Source organism: Micromonospora zamorensis (assembly GCF_900090275.1).
GTDB lineage: Bacteria > Actinomycetota > Actinomycetes > Mycobacteriales > Micromonosporaceae > Micromonospora > Micromonospora zamorensis.
This window is the reverse complement of the sequence record NZ_LT607755.1, coordinates 5,785,595-5,807,749: the sequence shown is the minus strand read 5'-3', so window position 1 is coordinate 5,807,749 and position 22,155 is coordinate 5,785,595. Positions and strand designations below refer to the sequence as shown.

The following is a 22,155-nucleotide window of genomic DNA, read 5'->3' as shown; positions in this document are numbered from 1 at the left end:
CTAGGGGTACGAGGTGAACGGCCGGTCCCAATCGCGTAGCCGGCGGGGGAGCGGGATGTCGTCCCAGGGCACCCGGTGCAGCAGCCGGTCCAGGAAGACCCCGAGCAGCAGGGCCGCCACGCCGTCGGTGAGCCAGTGGAAGTTCAGGTAGGTCGTCGTGACCAGCAGGATCGCCGGGGGAGCGAATCGGATCAGTCGGTGCACGCTCGGGTGCAGTCGCCCCGCCGTGAGCGCGGTCAGCAGGACGGCCATCACCCCGTACCAGACGATCGCGTTGGCGACGTGCCCGGACGGGTAGGACAGGTCGTACTCGGTGGGCGGCAGGTCGTTGAAGATCCGAACCGACTGGGTCGGCGGCAGGTCGGAGCTGGGCGCGGCCCGGTCGGTCAGGACCTTGAGTGGCCCGACCGTCAGATACAGGAGGACGAACGCCCCCGCCAGCAGCAGCAGTGGCCGGACGGTACGGCTCCGCCAGGCCACCGCGACGGCGAGCGCCCCGGAGAGCGGCATCAGCAGCCATCCACCCTGCCCGAGGAAGTTGAACACCCGGGCCGTCCAGTAGATCGGCGCGGGGTGATGGGCGTAGGCCCACTCCCGGACCGCGAGGTCCAGACCGAGCAACGCACCTCCGGCGAGGGCGAGGGTCAACGCGCCGAACCCGACCAGCAGCAGCGCGTCGAACCACCAGCCGGCCGGTCGGACGGGCCGTAGCCGCAGGTCACGTCGTACCGCCGTGGGTTTGAGCACGCGACCACGCTACCGGCCCGGTGCCAGGCCGGGGTGTTCGGCGCTGTGGGCCCAACCACGATGTGAGGCGGATGCGGGGGGCGAGGCGTCATGCTTGTGCCCGTGCGGATCACGTCTGCCCTCGTGGACCCGGCGCTGCTCGACCTGCCCTGGTCGACACCGCTGGAGGAGTGGCCTGCCCAACACCTGGTGGCCCTGCCGCAGGGCATCTCCCGACACATCGTCCGGTTCGTCCGGCTCGGTGACTATGTGTACGCGTTCAAGGAGACTCGCGAGCGGATCGCTGAGCGGGAGTACGACCTGCTCAGGGCCCTGGAGCGGATCGACTTTCCCTCGGTCGAGGCGGTGGCGGTCGTCGCCGACCGGCAGACCGAGGACGGGGAACCTCTCGAATCGGTGCTGATCACCCGGCACCTCCAGTTCTCCCTGCCGTACCGGGCGCTGTTCTCGCACACCCTGCGGCCGGAGACGATGAGCCGGCTGCTCGACGCGCTCGCCGCCCTGATCGTGCGGATGCACCTCACTGGCTTCTTCTGGGGTGACTGCTCGCTGTCGAACACGCTGTTCCGCCGGGACGCGGGCGCGTTCGCCGCCTACCTGGTGGACGCGGAGACGGGCGCGTTGCACAACTCACTCTCCAACGGTCAGCGCGGTGAGGACCTGGAGATCGCCCGGGTGAACATCTTCGGTGAGGCGCTGGACCTCCAGGCCGCCGGCCTGCTGCACGAGTCCATCGACCCCGAGGTGGTCTGCGAGGAGGTCGTGCAGCGCTACGAGCGACTGTGGCACGAGATCACCTACGAGCAGGCGGTCGAGCGGGAGGCCCGGCACGACATCGAGGGCCGGATCCGCCGCCTCAACGAGCTGGGCTTCGACGTGGCCGAGGTGGCCATGTCCTCCATCGACGACGGGCGTTACCTGGTCCGGCCGAAGGTGGTCGACGCCGGCTACCACACCCGGCGGCTGCTGCGGCTGACCGGTCTGGACGCCGAGGAGAATCAGGCGCGCAAGCTGCTCAACGACCTGGACGCCTATCGGGCGGAGAGCGACCTGACCGACGAGCAGCAGGCCGCACACCGCTGGCTCACCGAGGTCTTCGAGCCGGTGGTCCGGGCCGTTCCCGCGCACCTGCGCCGCAAGCTGGAGCCGCAGGAGCTGTTCGCGCAGATCATCGAGCACAAGTGGTTGCTCTCCGAGCAGGCCGGCCGGGACGTCGGGATGCGCCACGCGGTCCAGTCGTACCTGGCCGACGTGCTGGTGCACCGTCCCGACGAGCAGGCCATCCTCGGCGTGGAAGTCCCCGCCATCGGCTGAGCTCGGGCTATGCCTGCTCCGCGTCGCATCGGGAGTATGTGGTAGCTGCCTTTGGAGCTGATGTCGTAAACGAATCACTCGCTGGCCCGTGTCCCGGCCCGCTGGCCCATGGCCTTGGCCCCTGACCCTGGCCCCGCTCTGCCCCCTTGGCCGTTGCCCTGGCCCAGGATCGTTGGGGCCGGCTGATTCGTTTACGCCATCAGCTCCAGAGGGGCCGCGGGGTGCCACGCCGCGCCGGGCCAGGCCACGCCGCGCCGGGCCAGGCCACGCCGCGCCGGGCCAGGCCACGCCGCGCCGCGCCGCGCCAGGCCGAGCAGCGCCGGGCCCGCCGGGAGCACGCCGCGCCACGCCGGAGCACGCCAGACCGGGCCCGGCCAGGGCGACGGCCGCCGTTACTCCACCCAGGAGCCTCGGCGCAGCACCCGGACCACATTCAGGTCGGCGTCCAGCACCACCAGGTCGGCGCGGAGGCCCACCTGGAGGGCACCCACCTGGTCGCCCAGGCCGATGGCCCGTGCCGGGGTGGTGGCCACCATCCGGGCGGCGTCCGAGATCGGGATCCCGGCGTCCACGGCGTGCCGCAGGGCAGCGTCCATGGTCAGGGTGCTGCCGGCGATCGACCCGTCACGGGCCAGTCGCGCCACCCCGTCGGTCACGGTGACGGCCTGGCCGCCCAGCTCGTACTCGCCGTCTGCCATCCCCGCGGCTGCCATCGCGTCGGTGATCAGCGCGGCCCGGTCCGGGCCTGCGGTCGCGGTCGCGAAGGTCAACATGCCGTCGTGCAGGTGCACCCCGTCGGCGACAAGTTCGCAGATCACGGTGGGCTCGTCGAGCAGGGCCACCACCGGACCCGGTTCGCGGTGGTGCACGGGACGCATGCCGTTGAACAGGTGGGTGCCGACGCTGGCGCCGGCGGCGACCGCCGCGCGAGTCTGCTCGTACGTGGCGTCGGTGTGGCCGACCGCCGCCACCACCCGCTGCGCGGTGAGGAGCTTGATCGCCTCCAGTGCGCCGTCGCGTTCCGGGGCGAGGGTGACCATCCGCACCGCGCCCCGGCCCAGCTCGATCAGCTCGGCCAGCTCGTCGGTCGACGGGTCGCGCAGGTACTCCGGGTTCTGCGCGCCACACCGTGCTGAGGAGAGGTAGGGCCCTTCGAAGTGGACGCCCGCCAGCACACCCTCGTCGACCAGGGGAGCGAACGCCTCGGTGGCCGCGCGCATCAGCGGAAATGGTGAGCTGACCAGGCTCGCCAGCAGGGTGGTCGTGCCGTGCGCGAGGTGGAAGTCGGCCGCCGCCCGAGCCTCGGCGGCATCCCCCGTGGTGAAGGTGTGCCCGCCACCGCCGTGGGTGTGCATGTCGACGAAGCCCGGCAGGATCCAGTGCCCGTCGCGGACCGAGGGATATTCGGCCACCGCGGTGATCCGATCCCCGTCCCACTCGACGCAGCCCTGTCGGATGACACCGGTCGGGGTCACCACGCGGCCGTTCACCCGTACGGTCATCGTTTCTCCTGGTGGTCACGGACGCGAACGGCGTCCAGGGCGAGCAGGGCGGCACCGAGGCAGCCGGCCTCGTCGCCGAGGGCAGCCGCGACCAGCCGCGGCTCCCGGTGGAAGGTCATTCGCTCGTGCAGCGCTGCCCGCAGGGGGGTCAGCAGCCGGTCGCCGGCCTGGGCCAGGCCGCCGCCGAGCACGATCGTCGCCACGTCGTACAGCGCCTGCCCGGTGGCAAGGCCGTCGGCGAGCGCCTCGACGGCCTCCTGCCAGACCTCGCCGGCGAGTGGCTCGCCGGCCGCGGCCCGCTCGGCCACCTCGGCGGCTGTCACCGGGGCGTCGGCTGTCGCACCGGAGAGTTCGGCGTAGCGGCGTCCGATCGCGGAGGCCGAAGCGATCGCCTCCAGGCAGCCGGGTCGACCGCAGCCGCAGCGCGGGCCGTCGGGTCGGACCAGGATGTGGCCGATCTCCCCGGCGGCGTCGTGGGCACCCACGGCGGCTCTGCCGTCGACGACGTGCGCGGCGGCGATGCCGGTGCCGATCGCCACGAACAGCACGTGCCCGGTGCCGCGCCCGGCGCCGAGCCGGGCCTCGGCGAGACCACCGACGCGCACGTCGTGGCCGAGCGTCGTCGGCAGGCCGAGCCGCCTGACCGCCAGGTCCCGCAGGGGTACGTCCCGGAAGCCCACGTTCGCCGACCAGACCGCGACTCCGCGTGCCTCGTCCACCACCCCGGGCACGGCGATGCCGACAGCGATCGGGGTGAGGCCGTCGGCGCGGGCCTTCTCGGCAAGCCCTTCGGCCACGTCCAGGATCGTGCCGACCACTGCCGTCGGGCCGCGGCTGGCGTTGGTGGGGTGCCGCTCGGTGCGTACCGTGACGCCGTCCGGCCGGACCAGGGCGCACTTCATGCCGGTGCCGCCCACGTCCAGCGCGACGACCACCTGGTCGGCGTCCACGGCGTCGCTCACTGGGCCAGCTCGGTTCGCGACTGCGGGGCTCGCAAACCCGGCTCACTCCTCGCGCTCACGCCAACACCACGGACCGGCTCAGGTGCCGGGGCGCGTCCGGGTCGAGACCCCGGCTGGTGGCGAGCGCGACAGCGAAGCGTTGCGCCAGGATCAGGTCGGCCATCGGGTCGACCGGGGTGCGACCGGCGGACCAACTGCCCAGCACCGTGCGCCAACCGTGGGTGCGGCTGTGCACGAAGGCGGCGCCGGTGGCGGCCACGTCCTCGGGGAGACCCTCGGGCAGCTCGCCGAACGCCCAGACCAGCCGGCCGGGCGCGGCGACCGAGATGGGGCCGTGCCGGTAGTCCATCGCCGGGTACGCCTCGGCCCAGAAGGTGGCCGTCTCGCGACACTTCAGCGCTGCCTCCTGGGCCAACCCGACCGTCCACCCCCGACCGAGGAAGGTGACCTGCCCGATGGTGGCCGGGTCGATCGGCAGCGGGGAGCGCACGGCCACCTCGGCGTCGGCGGCGAGCGCGGTCACCGGGTCGCCCAGGTGGGCCCGGAGCAGGGCCAGGGCCGTGGTCGGGAAGCGGGTCTGCACCACCGACCGCTCGTCGGCGAAGGGCATGGCGACCGTGGCGGTGGCCAGGTCGACCGCCGGGGACGCCGGGTCGCCGACGATGACGGTGGTGGGTGTACGCCCGCGCAGCGCGGCGAGCAGGTCCAGCACCTCCGTCGTGCAGCCCGAGCGGGTGATCGCGATCAGCCGGTCGTACTGGCGGCCGGCGGGGAACTCGGACGCCTGGAACGCGTCGGTCTCGCCCTGGCCGGCCTGCTCGCGGCGGGCCGCGTACGCCATCGCCATGAACCACGACGTGCCGCAACCGACGACGGCGACCCGCTCACCGGGGCGCGGCAGGTCACCGCGTACGACGTCGGCCAGCTCGGCGGCCTCCCGCCAACAGTCGGGTTGGCTCGCGATCTCCGCGTCCACGTACGCCATGGGAAACTCCTCGCAGGGGCGACCGGTGCGCAATACGGCTCGTTAGACCCGCATTTCGCGCGTTATTCTGCGCGAACGCGGGTGGCCGTGGCAACCGACCAGCCGATCGCGCAGGTCAGTCTTTTGCGCCAGCCTAGTTTCGCGCACTAGTGTGCACGCAATCAATCACCGTCCGTGCAGTTACTGGGAGGGCCTCCGCGGTGGACCGGTACGCCAGATGGAACGCCCTGCTCGAAATGCTGACCGACAACGGCCGGGTCAGCGTGGAGGCGGCAGCCGAGCGGCTCGACGTCTCCCAGGCCACCATCCGGCGTGACTTCGACCAGCTCGCCCAGCAGCAGATGATCACGAGGACCCGGGGCGGCGCGGTCGCCAACGGCGTCTCGTACGACCTGCCCCTGCGTTACAAGACGGCCAAGCACTCGGCGGAGAAGCAGCGCATCGGGGCTGCCGCCGCCGCGCTCGTCACGCCGGGCACGGTGGTCGGCCTGAACGGCGGCACCACCAGCACCGAGGTCGCGAGGGCCCTCGCCGTCCGGCCGGACCTCAACACCAGTGCCGAGGGCGCCCAGCTCACCGTGGTGACCAACGCGCTCAACATCGCCAACGAGCTGCTGGTCCGGTCCCGGATGAAGGTCGTGGTGGCCGGCGGGGTGGTGCGCCCGAAGTCGTTCGAGCTCGTCGGCCCGCTGGGCGGGGCGCTGCTGCGCGAGGTCACCCTGGACGTCGCGTTGCTCGGCGTGGACGCGATCGACCCGCAGCTCGGCGCCGCAGCCCACCACGAGGGCGAGGCGGCGATGAACAACCTGATGGTGGCCCGGGCCAAGCGCGTGGTCATCATCGCGGACTCGTCCAAACTGGGCGGGCACGCCTTCGCCCGGATCTGCCCGGTCGAACGGGTGGAGACGCTGGTGACCGACTCCGGTGCCGACCCGACGGTGGTGGAGGGGTTCCGCGCCGCCGGCGTACAGGTCATCTGCGCCTGAGCCGTCACGTTCCGTCGATGAAGTAGCCCGATCGGCGCGTCGATGCATACCGCGTATTGCGACCGTCTGCATACCGCGTATGGTGTCGGCTGTCACGCCCACCCATCGGGGGAGGTGCAGCTTGCCAGCTGTCCTGGAGATCGAAGGTCTCCGTAAGACGTACAAGAGTCGTCGACGCGGCACCCGCAACGCGCTCGACGGCTTCGACATGCGGGTCGACGCGGGGCAGGTGCACGGCTTCCTCGGCCCCAACGGATCAGGCAAGACGACCACTCTGCGTACTCTGCTCGGCCTGATCCGGCCCGACGGAGGGCGGATGTCACTGCTCGGGCACGAGGTGCCCCACGCGCTGCCCGCCGTCGCCGGCCAGGTCGGCGCGATCGTGGAGAGCCCGCAGTTCTTCCCGCACTTCTCGGCACGGGACACGCTGTCCCTGCTGGCCGGTGCCGGCGAGGTGCCGGCCACCCGGGTCGACGAGGTGCTGGAACTCGTCGGGCTGCGCGACCGGTCCGGTGAGCGGGTCAAGACGTACTCGTTGGGCATGAAGCAGCGGCTCGCCGTGGCCTCGGCCCTGCTGAAGAACCCGAAGCTGCTCATCCTCGACGAGCCGGCCAACGGCCTCGACCCGGGCGGCATCCGGGAGATGCGCACGCTGATGCGTACCCTTGCCGAATCCGGCATGACAGTGGTGCTGTCCAGCCACATCCTCGGCGAGATCCAGCTGATCTGCGACTCGGTCACCATCATCTCGCTGGGTCGGCGGGTCGCCTTCGGCCCGGTCGACGAGGTGCTCGCGCAGCACTCGTCCAGTGCGGTCCGGATCCGGCTGGAAGCGGTCAGCGACCTGCCGGCGGCCACCGAGGTGCTCACCCGGGCGGGGATCCAGGTCGCCGGGCACCCCGACCACCTGATGCTCGCCGGCGTCGACAAGCCGGCCTCGGTGACACGGCTGCTCGCCGAGCAGAACCTCTATGTCAGCGAGTTGGCGCCGATCGCCGTCGATCTGGAGAGCGTCTTCCTCGAACTGACCGCCACCGCGCCGGTCCCCGGCCAGCACCGGCAGGTCGACGAGTCCATGAAGGTCGGCGGGGCGGGTCAGCCCGGCCCCGCCGGAGGAGGGTGGGGCGCGTGAGCCTCTTTCGGACGGAGTTGCGCCGGCTCACCAAGCGGCGTTTCAGCCGGTACATGACACTGCTCGGTCTGCTGGTGCTGGCCGCGGTGGTGATCGGGGTCTTCTTCAGCAACCAGAAGCTCGGCGCCGAGCAGCTCGCCCGGGCTGAGCGTCAGGCCGACCAGCAGTACCAGGAGCAGGTGCGCTACATCGAGCAGGAGCGCGTCGCGTGCGAGCAGGCCAAGACGGCCGGCACGCCGAACGACGGCCGCTACCCGGACGACTGCTCGATGATCACGCCGCCGTCGCGGGACCAGATCGAGGCGCAGTGGTTCCTGCCCTCGACGTTCGACTTCCGGGAGACGTTCGACGAGACGCTGATCCCGTTCGCGGCGATCCTCGCCCTGGTCGGGTTCGTGATCGGCGCCTCCTTCGTCGGTGCCGAGTGGAGCACCGGCGGCATGATGAACCTGCTGCTCTGGCGGCCCAAGCGGCTCACCGTGCTGCTCACCAAGCTGGCCGCGCTGCTGACCGGCATCCTGGCGGTGACGCTGCCCGCCGCGGTGCTCTGGTTCGCCGGGTTCTGGGCGGTCGCGTCCTTCCGGGGCAGCACCGAGAAGATGACCTCCGGTGCCTGGCAGTCGTTCATGCTGACTGGGCTGCGCGGCGTGGTGCTGGTGCTGGTCCTCACCACCATCGGCTTCGCCCTGGCGTCGCTGGGCCGGCACACCGCGATGGCACTCGGCGGTGTCGTGGCGTTGATGGTGGTCGGCCAGTTCGGCCTGGGCATCCTGCTGGCGATGGCGAACGTGCGCTGGGCCGAGGCATTCCTGCTGCCCACGTACGCGCTGGCCTGGATGACGAAGACCGTCACCCTCCAGGACTGGAATTCCTGCAATGCGACCTACTACGGAGAGTGCAAGCCGGACACTCTGGACATCACCTGGCAGCAGTCCTCCGTCCTGCTCTCGGTCGGGGTGGTGGTGATCCTCGGGGCGGCGCTCTGGGCGATGCGTCGCCGCGACATCTCCTGACCTGACCGAAGTGACGCGGCGCGGCCGGCCCGCACCGTCGGGGTTCCCGACGGTGCGGAGCGGCCGCGCCGCTTGCTGCGTCCCTGGTCGCCGCTGACTAGGCTGAGCGACATGTCCGCCGACGCCACCCCCGCCACCCCCGAGCCGTCCACCGACGCTCGTCCGGGTGACGCGGCGGGTGGTGCCGGGCCGATCCCGACTCCCCGGCCGGCGCCGTCCATCGAGACCACGGACGAGTCGGCGCTGTCCGCCGAGACCATCGACGAGCCGGCGCCGCCCGCTGATCCGCCGCCCGGGCTGACCGAGCGGGAGCGGGCCATCCTCGCCTTCGAACAGCAGTGGTGGCGCCACGCCGGTGCCAAGGAGCAGGCCGTCCGGGACACCTTCGGGATCTCTTCGACCAGGTACTACCAACTGCTCAACGGGTTGCTGGACAACCCGGCCGCGCTCGCCGCCGAGCCGCTGCTGATCGGCCGGCTGCGCCGCCTGCGCTCGTCGCGCGCCCGCAACCGGCGCCGCTGACCGCGTTGCTCCCTTCGCGCCCTGGCGTCTGATTCCTCGGTTTTCTCCCGTTGCCGCCTCCGTCGCCGATCCTCGCGACCGGGCCGGACGGCAGAACCGCATGCCGGCTGACGAGGCGGGTAGGCGGGAGGCGTTCCGAGGTCGCCACGCGACCCCGGACTCAGGAAGGGAGCGGAGGATGACGGCTACGAACCAGAGCGGCAGAGCGCAGCAGGCTCGACAGGAGGCCTCCCGGGTCGGCCAGCAGGCCAGCCAGGCCGGGGGTCAGGTCGCCCATGCCGCTGCCGAACAGGGCGGGCAGGTGGCCGCCGAGGCGCGGCACCAGGCCCGGCAGTTGACCGGCGAGGCCGGTGGGCAGCTTCGTGACCAGGCGCAGACGCAGCAGCGGCGAGCGGCTGAGGGACTTCGCGACCTGGGGCAGAACCTCAGCTCGATGGCCGAACGGGACGGCGATTCCGGACTGGCCGGTCAGGTGGTGCGCAAGGCCGCCGACGCCGCCCAGCAGGCCGCCGGGTGGCTCGACGAGCGCGAGCCCGGCGAGGTGCTCGATGATGTCCGCACGTACGCGCGGCGCCACCCGGGGACTTTCCTCGCGGGCGCGGCGGTGGCTGGATTGCTGGTCGGGCGGCTCACCCGTGGCCTGACGGCGTCGGCCTCCGGCAACGGTGGAACGGGCAGCGCAGCCGGCGGGCCGTCGCAACCGCAGGCCGCGCCGGCGGAGACTGGTCAGCCCTACGTGGGTACGGCACGGGCGCAGAACGTCTCGCCCGCCGGCCGACAGTCGTCCGACCTGCCGGGTGGGGTGGCCCCGTGAGCGCCCCCGAGAAGGAACGGACCCAGGCCTCGGTCGGCGAGCTGCTGGGCGATGTGACCCGGGACATGTCCACCCTGGTGCGCAAGGAGGTCGAGCTGGCCAAGGCCGAACTCCGCGAAGAGGTCAGCCAGGCCGGCAAGGCTGGCGGCATGTTCGGCGGCGCCGGGCTGGCCGGGTTCCTGGCGGTGCTCTTCGTGTCGTACGCCCTCTGGTGGGGGCTGTCCAACACGATGGACCAGGGGTGGGCGGCGTTGATCGTCGCGGTCCTCTGGGCCGCCGTTGCCGGTGGTCTCTTCATCAACGCCCGGACCCAGCTGAAGCGGGCGCGTGCGGTTCTGCCCCGGACGAAGCAGACTGCCCGGGAGTTGCCGGACGCCCTGCGGGGTCGGTGAACGAGTCGGGAGGAGACAGATCATGTCCAGTGATCCGGATCGGATCCGGCGGGAGATCGAGACCACCCGCACCGAGTTGAGCTATGACGTCGACGCGCTGACTGACAAGGTCAACCCGCGTCGGATCGCCGGTGACCGTGCCGGGCAGGCCCGGGATGCGTTCACCCGAGCGAAGGAGAAGATGATGGGCAGCTCGAGTCACATGGGGCAGGAGGCCAGCCAGCGGATGTCGCACATGGCCGGCTCGGTCCGCGAAGAGACCCATTCTCTCGGGCAGCAGTCCCGCGAGCGGGCTCAGGGCAACCCGATGGCCGCTGGCCTGGTGGCCTTCGGCGTCGGTTTGCTGGCTGCCTCGCTCATCCCGCCGAGCGGGCGCGAGCGGCAACTCGCCGGGCGTGCGCGGACCATGGTGAGTGAGCACTCTGACCAGCTGCGTGAGCAGGCGAGTCAGGTCGGCCACCAGGTGCAGGACAACCTGCGGGAGCCCGCACAGCAGGCGGCACAGTCGGTGCGGTCCAGTGCCCAGCAGGGCATGTCCGCCGTCCGCGACCAGGGCCGTTCGGCCGCCGGTCAGGTGCAGGGGGAGGCCCATGCGGCCGTCGACGACGTTCGGCAGCGCTGACCCGATGGGCGCGTCGGGGCCGGGGCGGGTGATGCGGGTACGTTCCGCGTCCGCACCGGCCCCGGCCCGGCCGGTCAATGAGGACCTGGTCTTCCGGTTCGGTCCGCTGGTCGGCGTCCTGGACGGCGCGACAGTGCCGGACGGCTTCGACACCGGCTGCGTTCACGGGCCGGAGTGGTACGTCCGGCACCTGGCCGCCCGGATCGGTGTGGCGGAGGCGGTCCGCCCGGCGGCCCGGCTGACCAGCAACCTGGCCGCGGCCATCCTCGCCGTACGCGCCGACCACGGCGGGCAGTGCGACCTCGACCATCCGGGCACCCCGTCCAGCACGGTCTGCCTGCTGCGTGACTGCGGCGACCAGGTGGACTACCTGGTGCTCTGCGACAGTCCACTGGTCCTGGACACCGGCGGCCAGGTCAGTGTGGTGACCGACAACCGGCTGGACACGGCCATGGCGGAGCTGCGGGAGACGGTCGCGGCCGTGCCGGGTGGTGGGGCGGACCCGGTCACCCGGTTCCGGCACGCCGTGAGCGTCCAGCGGGAGCGGATGAACCGCACCCACGGCTACTGGGTAGCGGCGGCCGACCCCGACGCGGCCTTCCACGCGGTGACCGGGACCCTGCCACGGCACGGCCCGGCGGCGGTACGCCGGGCGGCGCTGCTCAGTGACGGCGCGTCCAGCGCGGTCGAGCAGTTCGGGTTGACCGACTGGGCCGGTCTGCTGGACCTGCTGAGCACCGACGGGCCGGGCGGGTTGATCGACCGGGTCCGGGCCGCCGAGCGCGACCACCCCGATCGGCTGCGCCGGCACAAGCCCACCGACGACGCCTCGGTGGTGTTCTGCGAGTTCGAGTAGTCGGATCAGGAATTTTCTACCCCGACGGGTGACAACGGAGCGTGAGGAGGAACACCCACGCCGCCCGACCGGCCGGTACGACTGACCGGACCGCCACTGGATGTCCAATGGGGTGGACTTCGACCATTGAGGCCGGCAGACTGCGGCACGTGGCGGGTGCGGTCCGGCTGGAGCCGGTGGACGAGCAGAACCTGGAGCCGTTGCTCTCCGTAGCGGCTGCCGAGGCCGAGCCGGATGACGTGATGCCTCCGGTCGAGGCGCCCGCAGGTTGGTCGCTCGCCCGCCGGGAGGCGTTCCGGGACTTTCACCGGGCCAGTTTCGGTGGCCTGGACGGCCCGACCGGTTCCCAGATGTACGCGATCCTCGTCGGCGGCGAGGTCATGGGCATGGTCCGGATGACTCGCTGTGACGAGCCCGGCACGGTGGAGGCCGGCATGTGGCTCGGGCGCTCGGCCCGGGGCCAGGGGATCGGCGTCGTCGCCCTGCGCGAGCTGCTGAACGAGGCCGCGCGGGCCGGCATGCGGGCCGTCGTGGCGGAGACGACCCGGGACAATTTCGGCGCGGTCTCCGTACTCGAAAAATGCGGCGCGAAACTGCGCGAGGACGGCGGGAAGGTGCACGCCGAAATCTGCCTCGACTCGACGCCGCCCGCGCTCTGAGCGAGGCCGGTCGACGGCGACCCGAGTTGGTCGGCGGCGACCACGGAGGGCCACCGCCGACCGCCTGGATCAGGCTGGCACGCGGACGATGTCGTAGTCGGTGCTCGGCGTCGACTCCACGTCGAACCGGCCGTTGACCACGTACAACGCCGAGCCGAGCAGGTCGCCGGTGGCCGGCGACCGCAGCTGCGGGCCGGTGATCTCCCGCTGGACCACCCCGGCGGTGTAGCCGGCGTTCATCCGGACCACAGCGATGACGTTGGTCAGGTTGCGGATCACATAGAGGGTGCGCCCTCGCAGCACCAGCCCGTCGGCCCGCTCCACCGAGTAGCCACCGAGGTCGACGACGCGGCTGCCGCCGGTGCGCGGGTCGACCCGCACGAGCTGACCGCTGAGCATCTGCGCGACCAGCAGATCCCCGTCCGGCAGCGCCACGATCCCGTTGTGGTAGACGTCCGGCGTCGCGGCCGGGCCGGTGAGCTGGAGGACCCGGAACGCGGTAGGGGCTGGCAGGCGACCACCCGGACCCAGCGGTACGACGTACAGGACCTGCCGGCCCGAGTCGGTGAAGTAGACCGCCCGGGCCGTGATCACCAGGTCGTTGACGTAGCTGCCCGGCTCATCGGTGAACTGGTAGTGGGCCAGCTTGGCGCCGGTGCCCGCGTCGTACACGCTGGCGCCGCCTCCGGAGAAGTCGGCTGTCCAGAGTCGGCCCTGTGGGTCGAGCTTGAGGCCCGCCTTGTCGGTGCCCGGTGTGCCGGGGATCAGCACCGACCCTCGGCCGGTGCGTAAGTCGCCCCGCCACACCGCTCCGTCCAAAATAGATCCCACGTACACGGTCGTCCCGCGACCGATCGTCAGCCCTTCGGGGGTGAATCCGTTCGGCAGGGCGATCCGGGCCGGGAATGGCTTCGCCGGATGAGCGGTCGCCGGTGCACCAACCGTGACCAGGGTCGCCGCCACCACCAGGGGGACGAGGAGGAGAGAGGACAACTTGCGCAAGGAACACCGCCTGACGTCGCAGTGGATGACTCCACTGAGGAAAGTGACGTCCTAGGAACGCTCGGGGTGTTACGAAAGGTTGTCCTTCTCTGATCACTCCCGGTTGGCGGCGTACGCAGCCAACCAGGCGACCTGGGCCGGGTCGAGTGACGGGCGTACCCGCGCTCGTGCGGCCGCGACGTGTTCGGCGGTCACCGTGGCGGCGGCGAGCGACTCACGCATCGCGGCCAGCGCCGCCTCCCGGACCAGCGCCGCGCAGTCCGCCGCGGAGAAGCCGGTCAGCTCGTCGCCGAGGGCGGCCAGGTCGACGTCCGGGGCCAGCGGCACCTGTCGGGACGCGGCCCGCAGGATCTCCGAGCGGGCCGGCCCGTCCGGCGGTGGCACGTAGACCAGCCGTCCCAACCGGCCTGGTCGCAGCAGCGCCGGGTCGACCAGGTCCGGCCGGTTCGTCGCGCCGACCACCACCACGTTGCGCAGCGTCTCCACCCCGTCCAGTTCGGTGAGCAGCGCGGCGACAACCCGGTCCGTGGTGCCACCGTCGGTGGCCTGGCCGCGTACCGGGGCCAGCGCGTCCACCTCGTCCAGGAAGATCAGGGTGGGAGCCGCCTCGCGAGCACGGCGGAACAGCTCCCGGACCGCGCGCTCGCTCTCGCCGACCCACTTGGAGAGCAGCTCCGCGCCCTTCACCGACAGCACGTTGGCCCGCCCCGACCCGGCCAGCGCGGTCACCAGATAGGTCTTGCCGCAGCCCGGCGGCCCGTAGAGCAGCACGCCGCGTGGCGGCTGCACCCCGAGCCGGGCGAACGTGTCCGGGTAGGTCAACGGCCACAGCACCGACTCGGTCAAGGTCTGCTTGACCTCGTCCAGGCCACCCACGTCGTCGAGGGTCACCGAGGCCAGATCCAGTGTGGACGCAGCCATCGTGGTCGGCCGGACCACCTCCAGTGCAGCGCTGAAGTCGGCCATCGACACCGTGGGCGTCTCGGCGGACTTCTGCCGCAGCGCCGCGCGTACCCCGGCCTCCCGGACCAGCGCGGCCAGGTCCGCCGCGACGAACCCGGGGGTACGCGCGGCCACCTCGTCCAGCCGGACGTCGTCGGCCAACGGCACCTGCCGGGTGAGCACTGTGAGTTGTTCGCGGCGCAGCGCCTGATCGGGGAGCGGGATGCTGATCCGCAGCGACAGCAGGTCAGGCGCGCGCAGTGCGGGATCGGCCGCCTCCGGTCGGCTGGTGGTGCAGACCACGGCGACGCCGGCTCGAATGCACTCGGTGAGCACCTGGCGGAACACCGTCGCCACCGGGCCGGGACTCTCCGCCGGCGCGAGCGCCTCGACGTCGCTGACCAGCAGCACCGCCGGCCCGCCGTCCCGGGCCTTCGCCGCCGCGCCGCGCAACCGGTCGGCTGCGGCCTGGTTGGTCAACGCGGCCACCTCGGGCGCCCAGAGCGGATGGACGCGGGCACCGACCCGGGCGGCAACGGCGCGGACCAGCGCCGACTTTCCCGAGCCCGCCGGGCCGACGAGCAGCACGCCCAACGAGATGGTGGTGCCCAGCCGGCCCAGCACCTCCCGGTGGTGGAAGCCGAGGTCGAGCAGTTCGGTCAGCTCCTCGGCCTGGGCCCGCAGCCCGGGCAGCTCGTCCACGTCCGGCGCGTCGTCCGGCACGTCGGCCGCCGGCGTCGCGTCGGTCGCCCCGCGCGGCCGGCCCGACGCGGTGTCGACCGGGGTGGGCCCGCCGTGGGTGGTCGCGCCATGCTCCCAGGCGATGACCGTGTTCATGGTGACCAGAGCGCCGGCCGAAGGTTCGATCGCGACCACGGTGAGCAGGGTGCTGGTCCAGGCGAAGCCGACCGTGTTGGCCAGGCTGCGTCGAGCCGCCTCGACCAGGCTGCGCACCGACGCGTCCGGCAGCACGTCCTGCGGCAGCAGCGACACGTCGTCGCCCGCGGTGAGCACCTTGCCCAGCAGGGCGAGCCGGAGCATCTCCGGGCTGACCGCCGCGACCACCTCCACCGGGCCGGCCAGGACGACCCGGCCCGCCGGGGTCAGCGGCACCGGAGTGAGGAGCACCTGACCGCCGTCGCGCAGGCCCAGGTTGCCCAGGATCAGGTCGTCGGCGTACAGCAGGGCGCTGCTCGCGCCCGGTGCAGCCGCCGCGACGATCCCGGCTGTCTCCCGGCGGCCGACAAGCCGGACGGGGTCGCCGGGGCGCAGCCCCAGCGCGGTCAGCGCCTCCGGGTGCAGCCGGACGATGCCCCGTCGGGCGTCCAGCGCGGCCGGCCGAAGGCTCGCCGTCAAGGTCAGGTCGGGTTGCGCCACTGCCCGACCGTAGCCGCCGACAGCCAGCCTTGCCGGTCAGCGCCGCGGATCCAGCTCGTCCAACAGCGACGGGTCCCGTCGGATCAGCTCGGCCAGCCGGGCCGCCGGGTCCGGGGTCAACCCGTTCGGGCCGGGCGCCCAGCCGGGAACCGTCCGGCCGGACAGCGGCCAGGTCGGTGGAGGTGTCACCGGTGCCACCGGCGGTGCTGCCGGGGGCACCGGCCCGACCGTGACGTCCGGCCCGTCCCAGGAAACCCGCAACGGGTACGTCCGCCCGGCGTGCTCCACGTGCACGGTCACCGCCAGCCCCGGGTGGGCGCCGACGATCTGACGCACCGCCTCGGCCACCTCCTCGACCGGCCCCCAACCGGCCACTTCGGCCGAGGGGTCCGTCCCCGCGTGACGGGGACCGTGGCCGCCCGGCACCGCGTCGCGCTCGTCGCCGCGCGCGAGCTCGGGCTGACCCGAGGGCGGTGTGGTGTCGGCACGGTCGTTGACCCGTCGGCGTAGTGCCTCCTCGCGCCGGGCCAGTCGGGCCAGCGTCTCGTCCAGGTCACCCCTCACCACAGACCTCCTTCCCGCCACGGCCGGAGCCGGTCAGCTCAGGCCCTCCGGTCCCGCGTAGCCCGGTCCAGCGCACGGTCCAGGACGACCAGCAGGGCGTCCCGCACCGAGAGCCGGTCCCGGGCGTCGAACTGCACCAGGGGAACGTGGTCGCCGATGGCCAACGCCCAGCGGATCTCGCCGAGTTCCAGGGCCAGCCGCCCGTCGAAGGCGTTGACCCCGACGACGAACGGCAACCCGGCCCGCTCGAAGAAGTCGATCGCAGGGAAGCAGTCGTCCAGCCGGGCGCTGTCCACCACCACCAGGGCGCCGAGCGCACCCCGGGCGAGGTCGTCCCACATGAAGCCGAAACGGGACTGCCCCGGGGTGCCGAACAGGTAGAGCTTGAGGCTGCGGTCGATGGTCACGCAGCCGAAGTCCATGGCCACCGTGGTGGTGGTCTTGGATGATCGGGCGCCCGGGTCGTCCACGCCGATCCCGGCGGTGGTCATCTCGGCCTCGGTGGTCAGGGGTGCGATCTCCGAGATCGCGCCCACTGTGGTCGTCTTGCCCACCCCGAAGCCGCCGGCAACCAGGATCTTGACCGGGACCGGCGGCGCGGCGGGTCTTCCGACCGGCGGCGATGACGCCCGCGTAGCGGACGGAGGCTGGTACGGCGGCGGCGGAGCGCTCGACGGCGGCCCGGCCCGCCCGACGATCGGCCCGGTGCCCGATGACATGCCGTACCGGGCGGCGGCGCTGTTCGCGGCTACCCCGCCGAGCGGGGCGACCGGCCATTCAGGAGATCGCACGGAGTCCATCAATCACTCGCAGGATGAGGTTGGGGTCGAGAGCGTCGTCGGTGTCGGTGACGTGCACGTCCAGGTGCCCGGCCGCCCGGAGGTCACCGACCAGGACCCGCGTCACCCCGAAGTGCAGTCGGGTCCGGGCCGAGATCTCGGCCACCGAGATCGGCTCGGCGCAGAGCGCGATGATCGCCTGGATCTCCGGTGCCATCAGGACCCCGGGAGGGCTGCTCCACCAGCCGCTGTCCGGGCGGACCGTCACCTGCGTCTCCAGCCCGATCGCCGGATCGGCACCCGCCACCCGCCCTGAGGTGAGCACGAATGGACGGGGACCGGCCGGCCCACCGCCACCCTCCTCCGGCTCGGGCAGCGCCGGTGCCGCCACGCTCTCCCCGGTCGGGGAGAACGCGCGCAGGTACGGGCGGATCCGGACCCGGGGGTCCGGGTCCGGATCCTCGCCGGCGACCTCGGGGGTCATTGTTGGACGGCGTTCTTCAACTCGACGATCAACCGCGGGGTCAGGGCGCCACCGGCCCGCCCGGCGAAGAGCGTCATCTCGTACGCGACGGTGCCCAGGTTGGCCGACCGGTCCGCGACGACCCCGAGCACGGAACCGCTGCTGATCGCGCTGATCAGCAGATAGCCGTCGGCCATGTCGACGATCACCCGGTTCAGGCCGCCGAGCGCGTACCAACTGGCCGCCCCACCGGCGAGGCTGGTCATTCCGGAGACCACGGCGGCCAACCGCTCGGCGTTGGACCGATCCTTGATCGCCGACATGGCCATCAGCAGGCCGTCCGAGGAGACCGCGATCGCCTCCAGGACCCCGGCGGTGCTGGAGGTGAAGGAGTCCAGCAGCCAGTTGAACGTGCGAGCCTCCGGGCTGAGGTCCCCGATGGCGCCGGTCGGGCTCTGGTCGACGTTGTCGTGCAGGAAGGGGCTGGTCACCGTGATGATCCCTCTTCGTTCCGGTGGTCTGGGCTGACTTCGCGGAGAGCGCGGGCGACGCCCTCCTCGAACTCGCTGATCTGATCTCGGACCTCGGCCGGGTCACCGAGGTGCGTACTGGGCGGCTGGCAGGCCGGGATGGCGGTCAGGTTCGCCCCCGGCACCCGCCGGCTCAGCCGGCCCCGACCCGACGTGCCATCCGACGGTCCCGCGTTGTCCGTCACCGTCGGGCCGGCGCCGCCCGGTGTGCTCGGCAGGTCGACGGTCACACTCGGATCCGCCATGGTCGACCGGACACCGGCTGCGGCCTCGGCCCGGCGTACCCCGGCCTGGAACGCCTCGACCAGGGCGCGGGCGGCGGCGGGGTCCGCGGCGGTGGCGTCCACCGGCCGGGTCGGCGCGGCGGTGGCGTGCAGGCTGGCCCCGGGCACCCGCTGCCGGACCCGCGGTCCGGCCGGCGTGCCCGACGGCTCCGGCGCCTGGGGTGCGGGAGCGACCTGCTCCGTCTGGCCGGGGCCGAACGCGTTCCAGGACGGGCCGGCCTCCAGGCTGCGGGTGGCTCGGCTGAGCAGGTCCGAGTCGAAGCGGGCCGGCGCGGCGACGGCCGCCGCGAGGGACCGCGTGTCGTGGTCGTCGACCGCCGGGGTGGCCGTACGTCGGTCCCGTGCCGGCACGGCGGCCCGGGCCACGGCGGCCCCGGCCCGGTCGGCGCGGCGCAGCACCAGTGACGCCGACGGGATCTCCAGGTGTGCGGTCACCCCACCGCCGCCGGTGGCGGTCAGGCCCACCTCCCAGCCGTGGCGACGGGCAAGCCGGCCCACCACGAACAGGCCCAGCACCTCGGTCGGTGCCAGGTCGAGCCGTTCCCGGCGGGTGAGCCGGGCGTTCTCCTCGGCCAGCCGTTGCTCGCCCATGCCGATGCCGTGGTCCACCACGGTGATCCGGGCGCCGAGGCCGGACGCCTCGGCGGCAACCAGCACCCGGGTGTGCGGCGGGGAGAAGACTGTGGCGTTCTCCATCAGCTCGGCCAGCGCCAGGATGAGGTCACCGACCACCGCCGGCGCGGCCGAGATGCCCGCCGGCACCCGCACCTCCACCCGGGTGTAGTCCTCGATCTCGCCCAGCGCCAACCGGACGACGTCGGCCAGCGGCACCGGCGCGGTGTGCGCGTCGGCCCCGGCCGCGCCGGAGAGCACCACCAGGCTGCCGGCGTTGCGCCGCAGCCGGCTGGAGATGTGGTCGAGGCGGTACAGGTGCTCCAGCCGGCCCGGGTCGGCCTCCTGCTGCTCCAGCCGGTCGATGAGGGCGATCTGCCGGCCCACCAGGTTCTGGGTGCGCCGCCCGACGTGACCGAACATCTGCGCCACGTTGCGTCGGCCGGCGACCTGCCGCTCGACCAGCCGCGCGGCGGTGGTCTGCACCCGGTCGAAGGCCCGCGCCAGGTCGCCGATCTCGTCGTTGGCCCGGACGTCCACCGGCTCCAGCCGGACCGCTTGTGAGCTCTCCGTCTCGTCGTCGGTGACCCGGACGAGCTCGGCCTCGGCGACCCGGGCGACGCGGTCGGCCGAGCGGGTGAGGCGGGTCAGCGGTCGGGCCACCGTCCGTGCGACCGCCGCACTGAGCATCACCACCAGCATCAGGATCAGCACCGTCGCGGCACCGACCAGGTACGCGGCGGTCAGCGCCCGGCGCTGCTCGGCGGTCACCTCGGTGAGCACGTCGGCGACCAGCTTCTTCTCGACGAACTGGCCGAGTCGGATCATCGTGCGGACGGCTGGGAAGAGCGCCTCGATCGGCACGTCGCGGACTGCGCCGGCCGGGTCCCGGGCGCTGGTGACCAGGAAGTCGGGGCTGGTACGCGCGGCAACCGCCGCGTCGTTGAGCTGGGCCACCGCGAGCTGCTCGGGCGTGATCAGGGCGCGGAAGCGCCGACTGTCGACCTGGAGCGCGGCGATGCACGCCACGTAGGCCGCGCTGGTGTCCGGGCTGCCGATGACCTTGACGAGCACGCTCAGGGTGGCGCAGGCGCCCAGGCCCTCGTCGGCGCGGAGCAGCCCGTCGAGGGCGAGCACCTGACGGCCCGCCTGCGTCTCGGTGTCCACACCGAACGCCAGCCGCAGCGAGTCGATCATGCCCACGTTGACCGGGCCGAACGCGTTCATCACCTGCCCGGGGTTCGCGGCCCGGGCCAGCACTGCCGTGCGCAGGTCGCTGAGGCTGGACACACCGTCCAGGGCACGGTCGACGCGGTCGGTCAGCGCGTCACTCCCGTCGGCCCGCAGGTCGGCCACCCGGTCGTCCACGTCGGCGGACTTGCGGATCAGCTCACTCCGGTCGACCCGGCCGAGCAGGAAACCGACGGAGAGGATGCGTTCCTGCTGGAGGTCCTGGACCAGGCTGCCGACGCGACTGGCGAGTCGTACCCGGTCGGCGGTGTCGCCGGCCCGCTGTGCCGCGGCCACCCGGTCGAGCATCACGGGCACGGCCAGGCCGACCATGCTGAGCAGTGGGATCACCACGAGCAGCGCGAGCTTGCCGCGGATGCGGAGCCTACCGAGCAGCATCGAATGCCCCCCACTGCGCAGTCTCCGGGGCCCGGAGCGCGCCGGTCGGTTGCAGCTCTCGCGGTTCGGAGGCGGCCGGTTGCCAGGGGTCTGCCCGGGACGGGGTTTCGGGGGCGTCCGTGTGGGTCGTGGCCAGGGCGGCCCGGCGTCGGGCCCGGCGACCCGCACCGATCAGCAGTGCGGCGAGCCAGCCCAGCAACAGCACGGCGACGACCCCCGAGGCGATGGTCAGCCAGCGGTCCCGGTCCAGCCCGTCGATGCGCTCGACCAGCAGGGCGTCCAGTTCGGCGAGGATGACCGGCTGAAGTTGGCGCGCCGCGCGGTGCGTGTTGAGCCCGGCGGCAGCCAACTGACCCTGGTCCACGCCTCCGCGGCCGGGGGTGGAGAACGCGGCCAGCGCCTCCACCGAGCGCTGGTAGGTGTCGAGCGGGGTCAGCACGTTGGCGCCGAGATCGGTGCTCTCCGAGCCGTCCACGGCGGAGCGCAGGTTGTCCACGACGTCGTTGGCCGGCGCCAGGGCGGTGACCCGCAGGCCGGTCAGCTCCATCAGGCCACGGGGTTGCTCGGCGGCGGGCCGGCGGGAGATCAGCGTGCCCAGGTCGGCGAGCCGGCCGGCGGCCACCACCGCCTCGGGCAGCTCCTCGCCGGCGCTGTCCTGGAGGAAGAAGGAGTCCACTGCGGGGTCGCGTACGAGTCCGGAGCTTTCCCGGACCTTGCGGTGCAGGGCCAGCAGCAGGTCGGCAGCCTCGCCGTACGCGGTGTAGGCGGACTCCGGGTCGGCGGGGCTGCGGCCGCGCAGTGCTTCCAGCTTGGCGCGTACCCCTGCCCACCGCTCCTGGCTGAGCAGCTCGACGCCGATGCGGGCGTCCACGGCGGCGGCCTTCTCGACCGCCTGGTCCAACGCCTCCCGGGCGACGGGGCGACCGTTGACCGCGGCCGACTGGGCCTCGACCAGGGCGTCGGTGACCCCGGCCAGGGCACCGAGGTACTGCACGCCGAGTCGTTCGCGGGCGGCCAGGGTCCGGTCGTCGCTGGTCTGCTGCCAGGCAGACGTGACGAGCAGACCCACGGGCGCCAGTAGTGCCCCGACGAGCAGCAGCGGCAGCAGTCGGCCCAGCGTGGACGGCCGTCGACGGGCCCGCGGCGCGGGGACTGTCATGTGTGTCTCCTCCGGCGGGGAAGCGCGAATTGGCGCGGTCTCGGGTCAGCCGAAAAGTCCCGTGCACCGGACCGGAAAACTAATCGAACCGCCTACCGGTCAGACCTCAGTCGGCGAGTCAGGTTCGCGTCAGTTCGAGCAATGTCAGCATTTGTCCGCGCCTCCGGCCCACTTTGTTTCGTCGATGGGTGTGACATGGAGGGATCGAGGTGGATATCCGTCAAAGATCGGAATTCACGGAATCCGAAGTCAACTCACTGTGCCGCGTCCGACGTTGCGCGCTCGCACCCATCTCGACACCGATCGGG

At 72.5% G+C, this 22,155-nt stretch carries 22 protein-coding genes; 10 read left to right on the top strand and 12 right to left on the bottom strand.

The window, feature by feature from the left end:
• Positions 1-747: a phosphatase PAP2 family protein gene (locus GA0070619_RS25915; protein ID WP_088950451.1), complete on the bottom strand. Its 747-nt coding sequence runs from the start codon at positions 745-747 to the stop codon at positions 1-3.
• A gap of 102 nt (positions 748-849) precedes the next feature.
• Here GA0070619_RS25915 and GA0070619_RS25910 point away from each other — a divergent pair, with 102 nt between their 5' ends.
• Entirely contained in the window at positions 850-2,061 is a 1,212-nt protein-coding gene (locus GA0070619_RS25910) for a DUF4032 domain-containing protein (protein ID WP_370453056.1), read from the top strand.
• A gap of 392 nt (positions 2,062-2,453) precedes the next feature.
• Here the strand turns inward: GA0070619_RS25910 and nagA are convergent, their stop codons facing one another.
• Genes nagA through GA0070619_RS25895 form a run of 3 tightly spaced genes read right to left on the bottom strand, consistent with a single transcriptional unit; the run spans position 2,454 to position 5,510 of the window.
• Positions 2,454-3,563, bottom strand: coding sequence for an N-acetylglucosamine-6-phosphate deacetylase (gene nagA / locus GA0070619_RS25905; protein ID WP_088950449.1), 1,110 nt, complete (start codon positions 3,561-3,563; stop codon positions 2,454-2,456).
• The gene (locus tag GA0070619_RS25900; protein WP_255509063.1) at positions 3,560-4,525 is read right to left on the bottom strand and encodes an ROK family protein; all 966 of its coding nucleotides are present in this window, start codon (positions 4,523-4,525) and stop codon (positions 3,560-3,562) included. The genes nagA and GA0070619_RS25900 overlap by 4 nt, the downstream gene beginning before the upstream one ends.
• Before the next feature lie 55 nt (positions 4,526-4,580).
• The gene (locus GA0070619_RS25895; RefSeq protein WP_088950448.1) at positions 4,581-5,510 is read right to left on the bottom strand and encodes an SIS domain-containing protein; all 930 of its coding nucleotides are present in this window, start codon (positions 5,508-5,510) and stop codon (positions 4,581-4,583) included.
• Between the two features lie 200 nt (positions 5,511-5,710).
• Here GA0070619_RS25895 and GA0070619_RS25890 point away from each other — a divergent pair, with 200 nt between their 5' ends.
• The 9 genes from GA0070619_RS25890 (at position 5,711) to GA0070619_RS25850 (ending at position 12,506) form a co-directional block, all read left to right on the top strand.
• Positions 5,711-6,496, top strand: a complete 786-nt coding sequence (locus GA0070619_RS25890; protein ID WP_088950447.1) for a DeoR/GlpR family DNA-binding transcription regulator — start codon at positions 5,711-5,713, stop codon at positions 6,494-6,496.
• A 121-nt stretch (positions 6,497-6,617) separates the two neighbouring features.
• Positions 6,618-7,628, top strand: a complete 1,011-nt coding sequence (locus GA0070619_RS25885; protein WP_088950446.1) for an ABC transporter ATP-binding protein — start codon at positions 6,618-6,620, stop codon at positions 7,626-7,628.
• On the top strand, positions 7,625-8,641 hold the full coding sequence (locus tag GA0070619_RS25880) for an ABC transporter permease subunit (RefSeq protein WP_088952052.1): 1,017 nt from the start codon (positions 7,625-7,627) through the stop codon (positions 8,639-8,641). Before GA0070619_RS25885 ends, GA0070619_RS25880 begins: the two co-directional genes overlap by 4 nt.
• A 111-nt stretch (positions 8,642-8,752) precedes the next feature.
• Positions 8,753-9,163: a DUF3263 domain-containing protein gene (locus GA0070619_RS25875; protein WP_088950445.1), complete on the top strand. Its 411-nt coding sequence runs from the start codon at positions 8,753-8,755 to the stop codon at positions 9,161-9,163.
• Between the two features lie 178 nt (positions 9,164-9,341).
• Positions 9,342-9,977 (top strand): hypothetical protein, encoded by a 636-nt coding sequence (locus tag GA0070619_RS25870; protein WP_088950444.1) that lies wholly within the window; start codon positions 9,342-9,344, stop codon positions 9,975-9,977.
• Positions 9,974-10,369 carry a phage holin family protein gene (locus GA0070619_RS25865; protein WP_088950443.1) on the top strand — a complete coding sequence of 132 codons (396 nt, stop codon included), beginning with the start codon at positions 9,974-9,976 and terminating at the stop codon, positions 10,367-10,369. The genes GA0070619_RS25870 and GA0070619_RS25865 overlap by 4 nt, the downstream gene beginning before the upstream one ends.
• Positions 10,370-10,391: 22 nt before the next feature.
• Complete coding sequence (locus GA0070619_RS25860) at positions 10,392-10,991, top strand: DUF3618 domain-containing protein (protein WP_088950442.1); 600 nt, start codon at positions 10,392-10,394, stop codon at positions 10,989-10,991.
• Entirely contained in the window at positions 10,960-11,847 is an 888-nt protein-coding gene (locus tag GA0070619_RS25855; RefSeq protein WP_088950441.1) for a hypothetical protein, read from the top strand. Before GA0070619_RS25860 ends, GA0070619_RS25855 begins: the two co-directional genes overlap by 32 nt.
• 149 nt (positions 11,848-11,996) lie before the next feature.
• Positions 11,997-12,506: a GNAT family N-acetyltransferase gene (locus GA0070619_RS25850; RefSeq protein ID WP_088950440.1), complete on the top strand. Its 510-nt coding sequence runs from the start codon at positions 11,997-11,999 to the stop codon at positions 12,504-12,506.
• Positions 12,507-12,575: 69 nt separating this feature from the next.
• Here GA0070619_RS25850 and GA0070619_RS25845 read toward each other — a convergent pair whose 3' ends face one another.
• From GA0070619_RS25845 to GA0070619_RS25810, 8 genes are all read right to left on the bottom strand, one after another.
• A complete protein-coding gene (locus GA0070619_RS25845) occupies positions 12,576-13,499 on the bottom strand; it encodes an SMP-30/gluconolactonase/LRE family protein (RefSeq protein WP_157744084.1) in 924 nt (307 codons plus the stop codon).
• 102 nt (positions 13,500-13,601) lie between these two features.
• Positions 13,602-15,827: an AAA family ATPase gene (locus GA0070619_RS25840; RefSeq protein ID WP_088950438.1), complete on the bottom strand. Its 2,226-nt coding sequence runs from the start codon at positions 15,825-15,827 to the stop codon at positions 13,602-13,604.
• Positions 15,828-15,863: 36 nt separating this feature from the next.
• Positions 15,864-16,391 (bottom strand): hypothetical protein, encoded by a 528-nt coding sequence (locus tag GA0070619_RS25835; RefSeq protein ID WP_088950437.1) that lies wholly within the window; start codon positions 16,389-16,391, stop codon positions 15,864-15,866.
• A gap of 38 nt (positions 16,392-16,429) precedes the next feature.
• Positions 16,430-17,191: a GTP-binding protein gene (locus GA0070619_RS25830; RefSeq protein WP_172862120.1), complete on the bottom strand. Its 762-nt coding sequence runs from the start codon at positions 17,189-17,191 to the stop codon at positions 16,430-16,432.
• Positions 17,169-17,654, bottom strand: a complete 486-nt coding sequence (locus GA0070619_RS25825) for a DUF742 domain-containing protein (RefSeq protein WP_088950436.1) — start codon at positions 17,652-17,654, stop codon at positions 17,169-17,171. Before GA0070619_RS25825 ends, GA0070619_RS25830 begins: the two co-directional genes overlap by 23 nt.
• Positions 17,651-18,124: a roadblock/LC7 domain-containing protein gene (locus GA0070619_RS25820; protein WP_088950435.1), complete on the bottom strand. Its 474-nt coding sequence runs from the start codon at positions 18,122-18,124 to the stop codon at positions 17,651-17,653. The genes GA0070619_RS25825 and GA0070619_RS25820 overlap by 4 nt, the downstream gene beginning before the upstream one ends.
• A complete protein-coding gene (locus tag GA0070619_RS25815; RefSeq protein ID WP_088950434.1) occupies positions 18,121-20,688 on the bottom strand; it encodes a sensor histidine kinase in 2,568 nt (855 codons plus the stop codon). The genes GA0070619_RS25820 and GA0070619_RS25815 overlap by 4 nt, the downstream gene beginning before the upstream one ends.
• Positions 20,675-21,847, bottom strand: a complete 1,173-nt coding sequence (locus GA0070619_RS25810; protein WP_088950433.1) for a hypothetical protein — start codon at positions 21,845-21,847, stop codon at positions 20,675-20,677. The genes GA0070619_RS25815 and GA0070619_RS25810 overlap by 14 nt, the downstream gene beginning before the upstream one ends.
• Between the last annotated feature and the right edge of the window lie 308 nt (positions 21,848-22,155).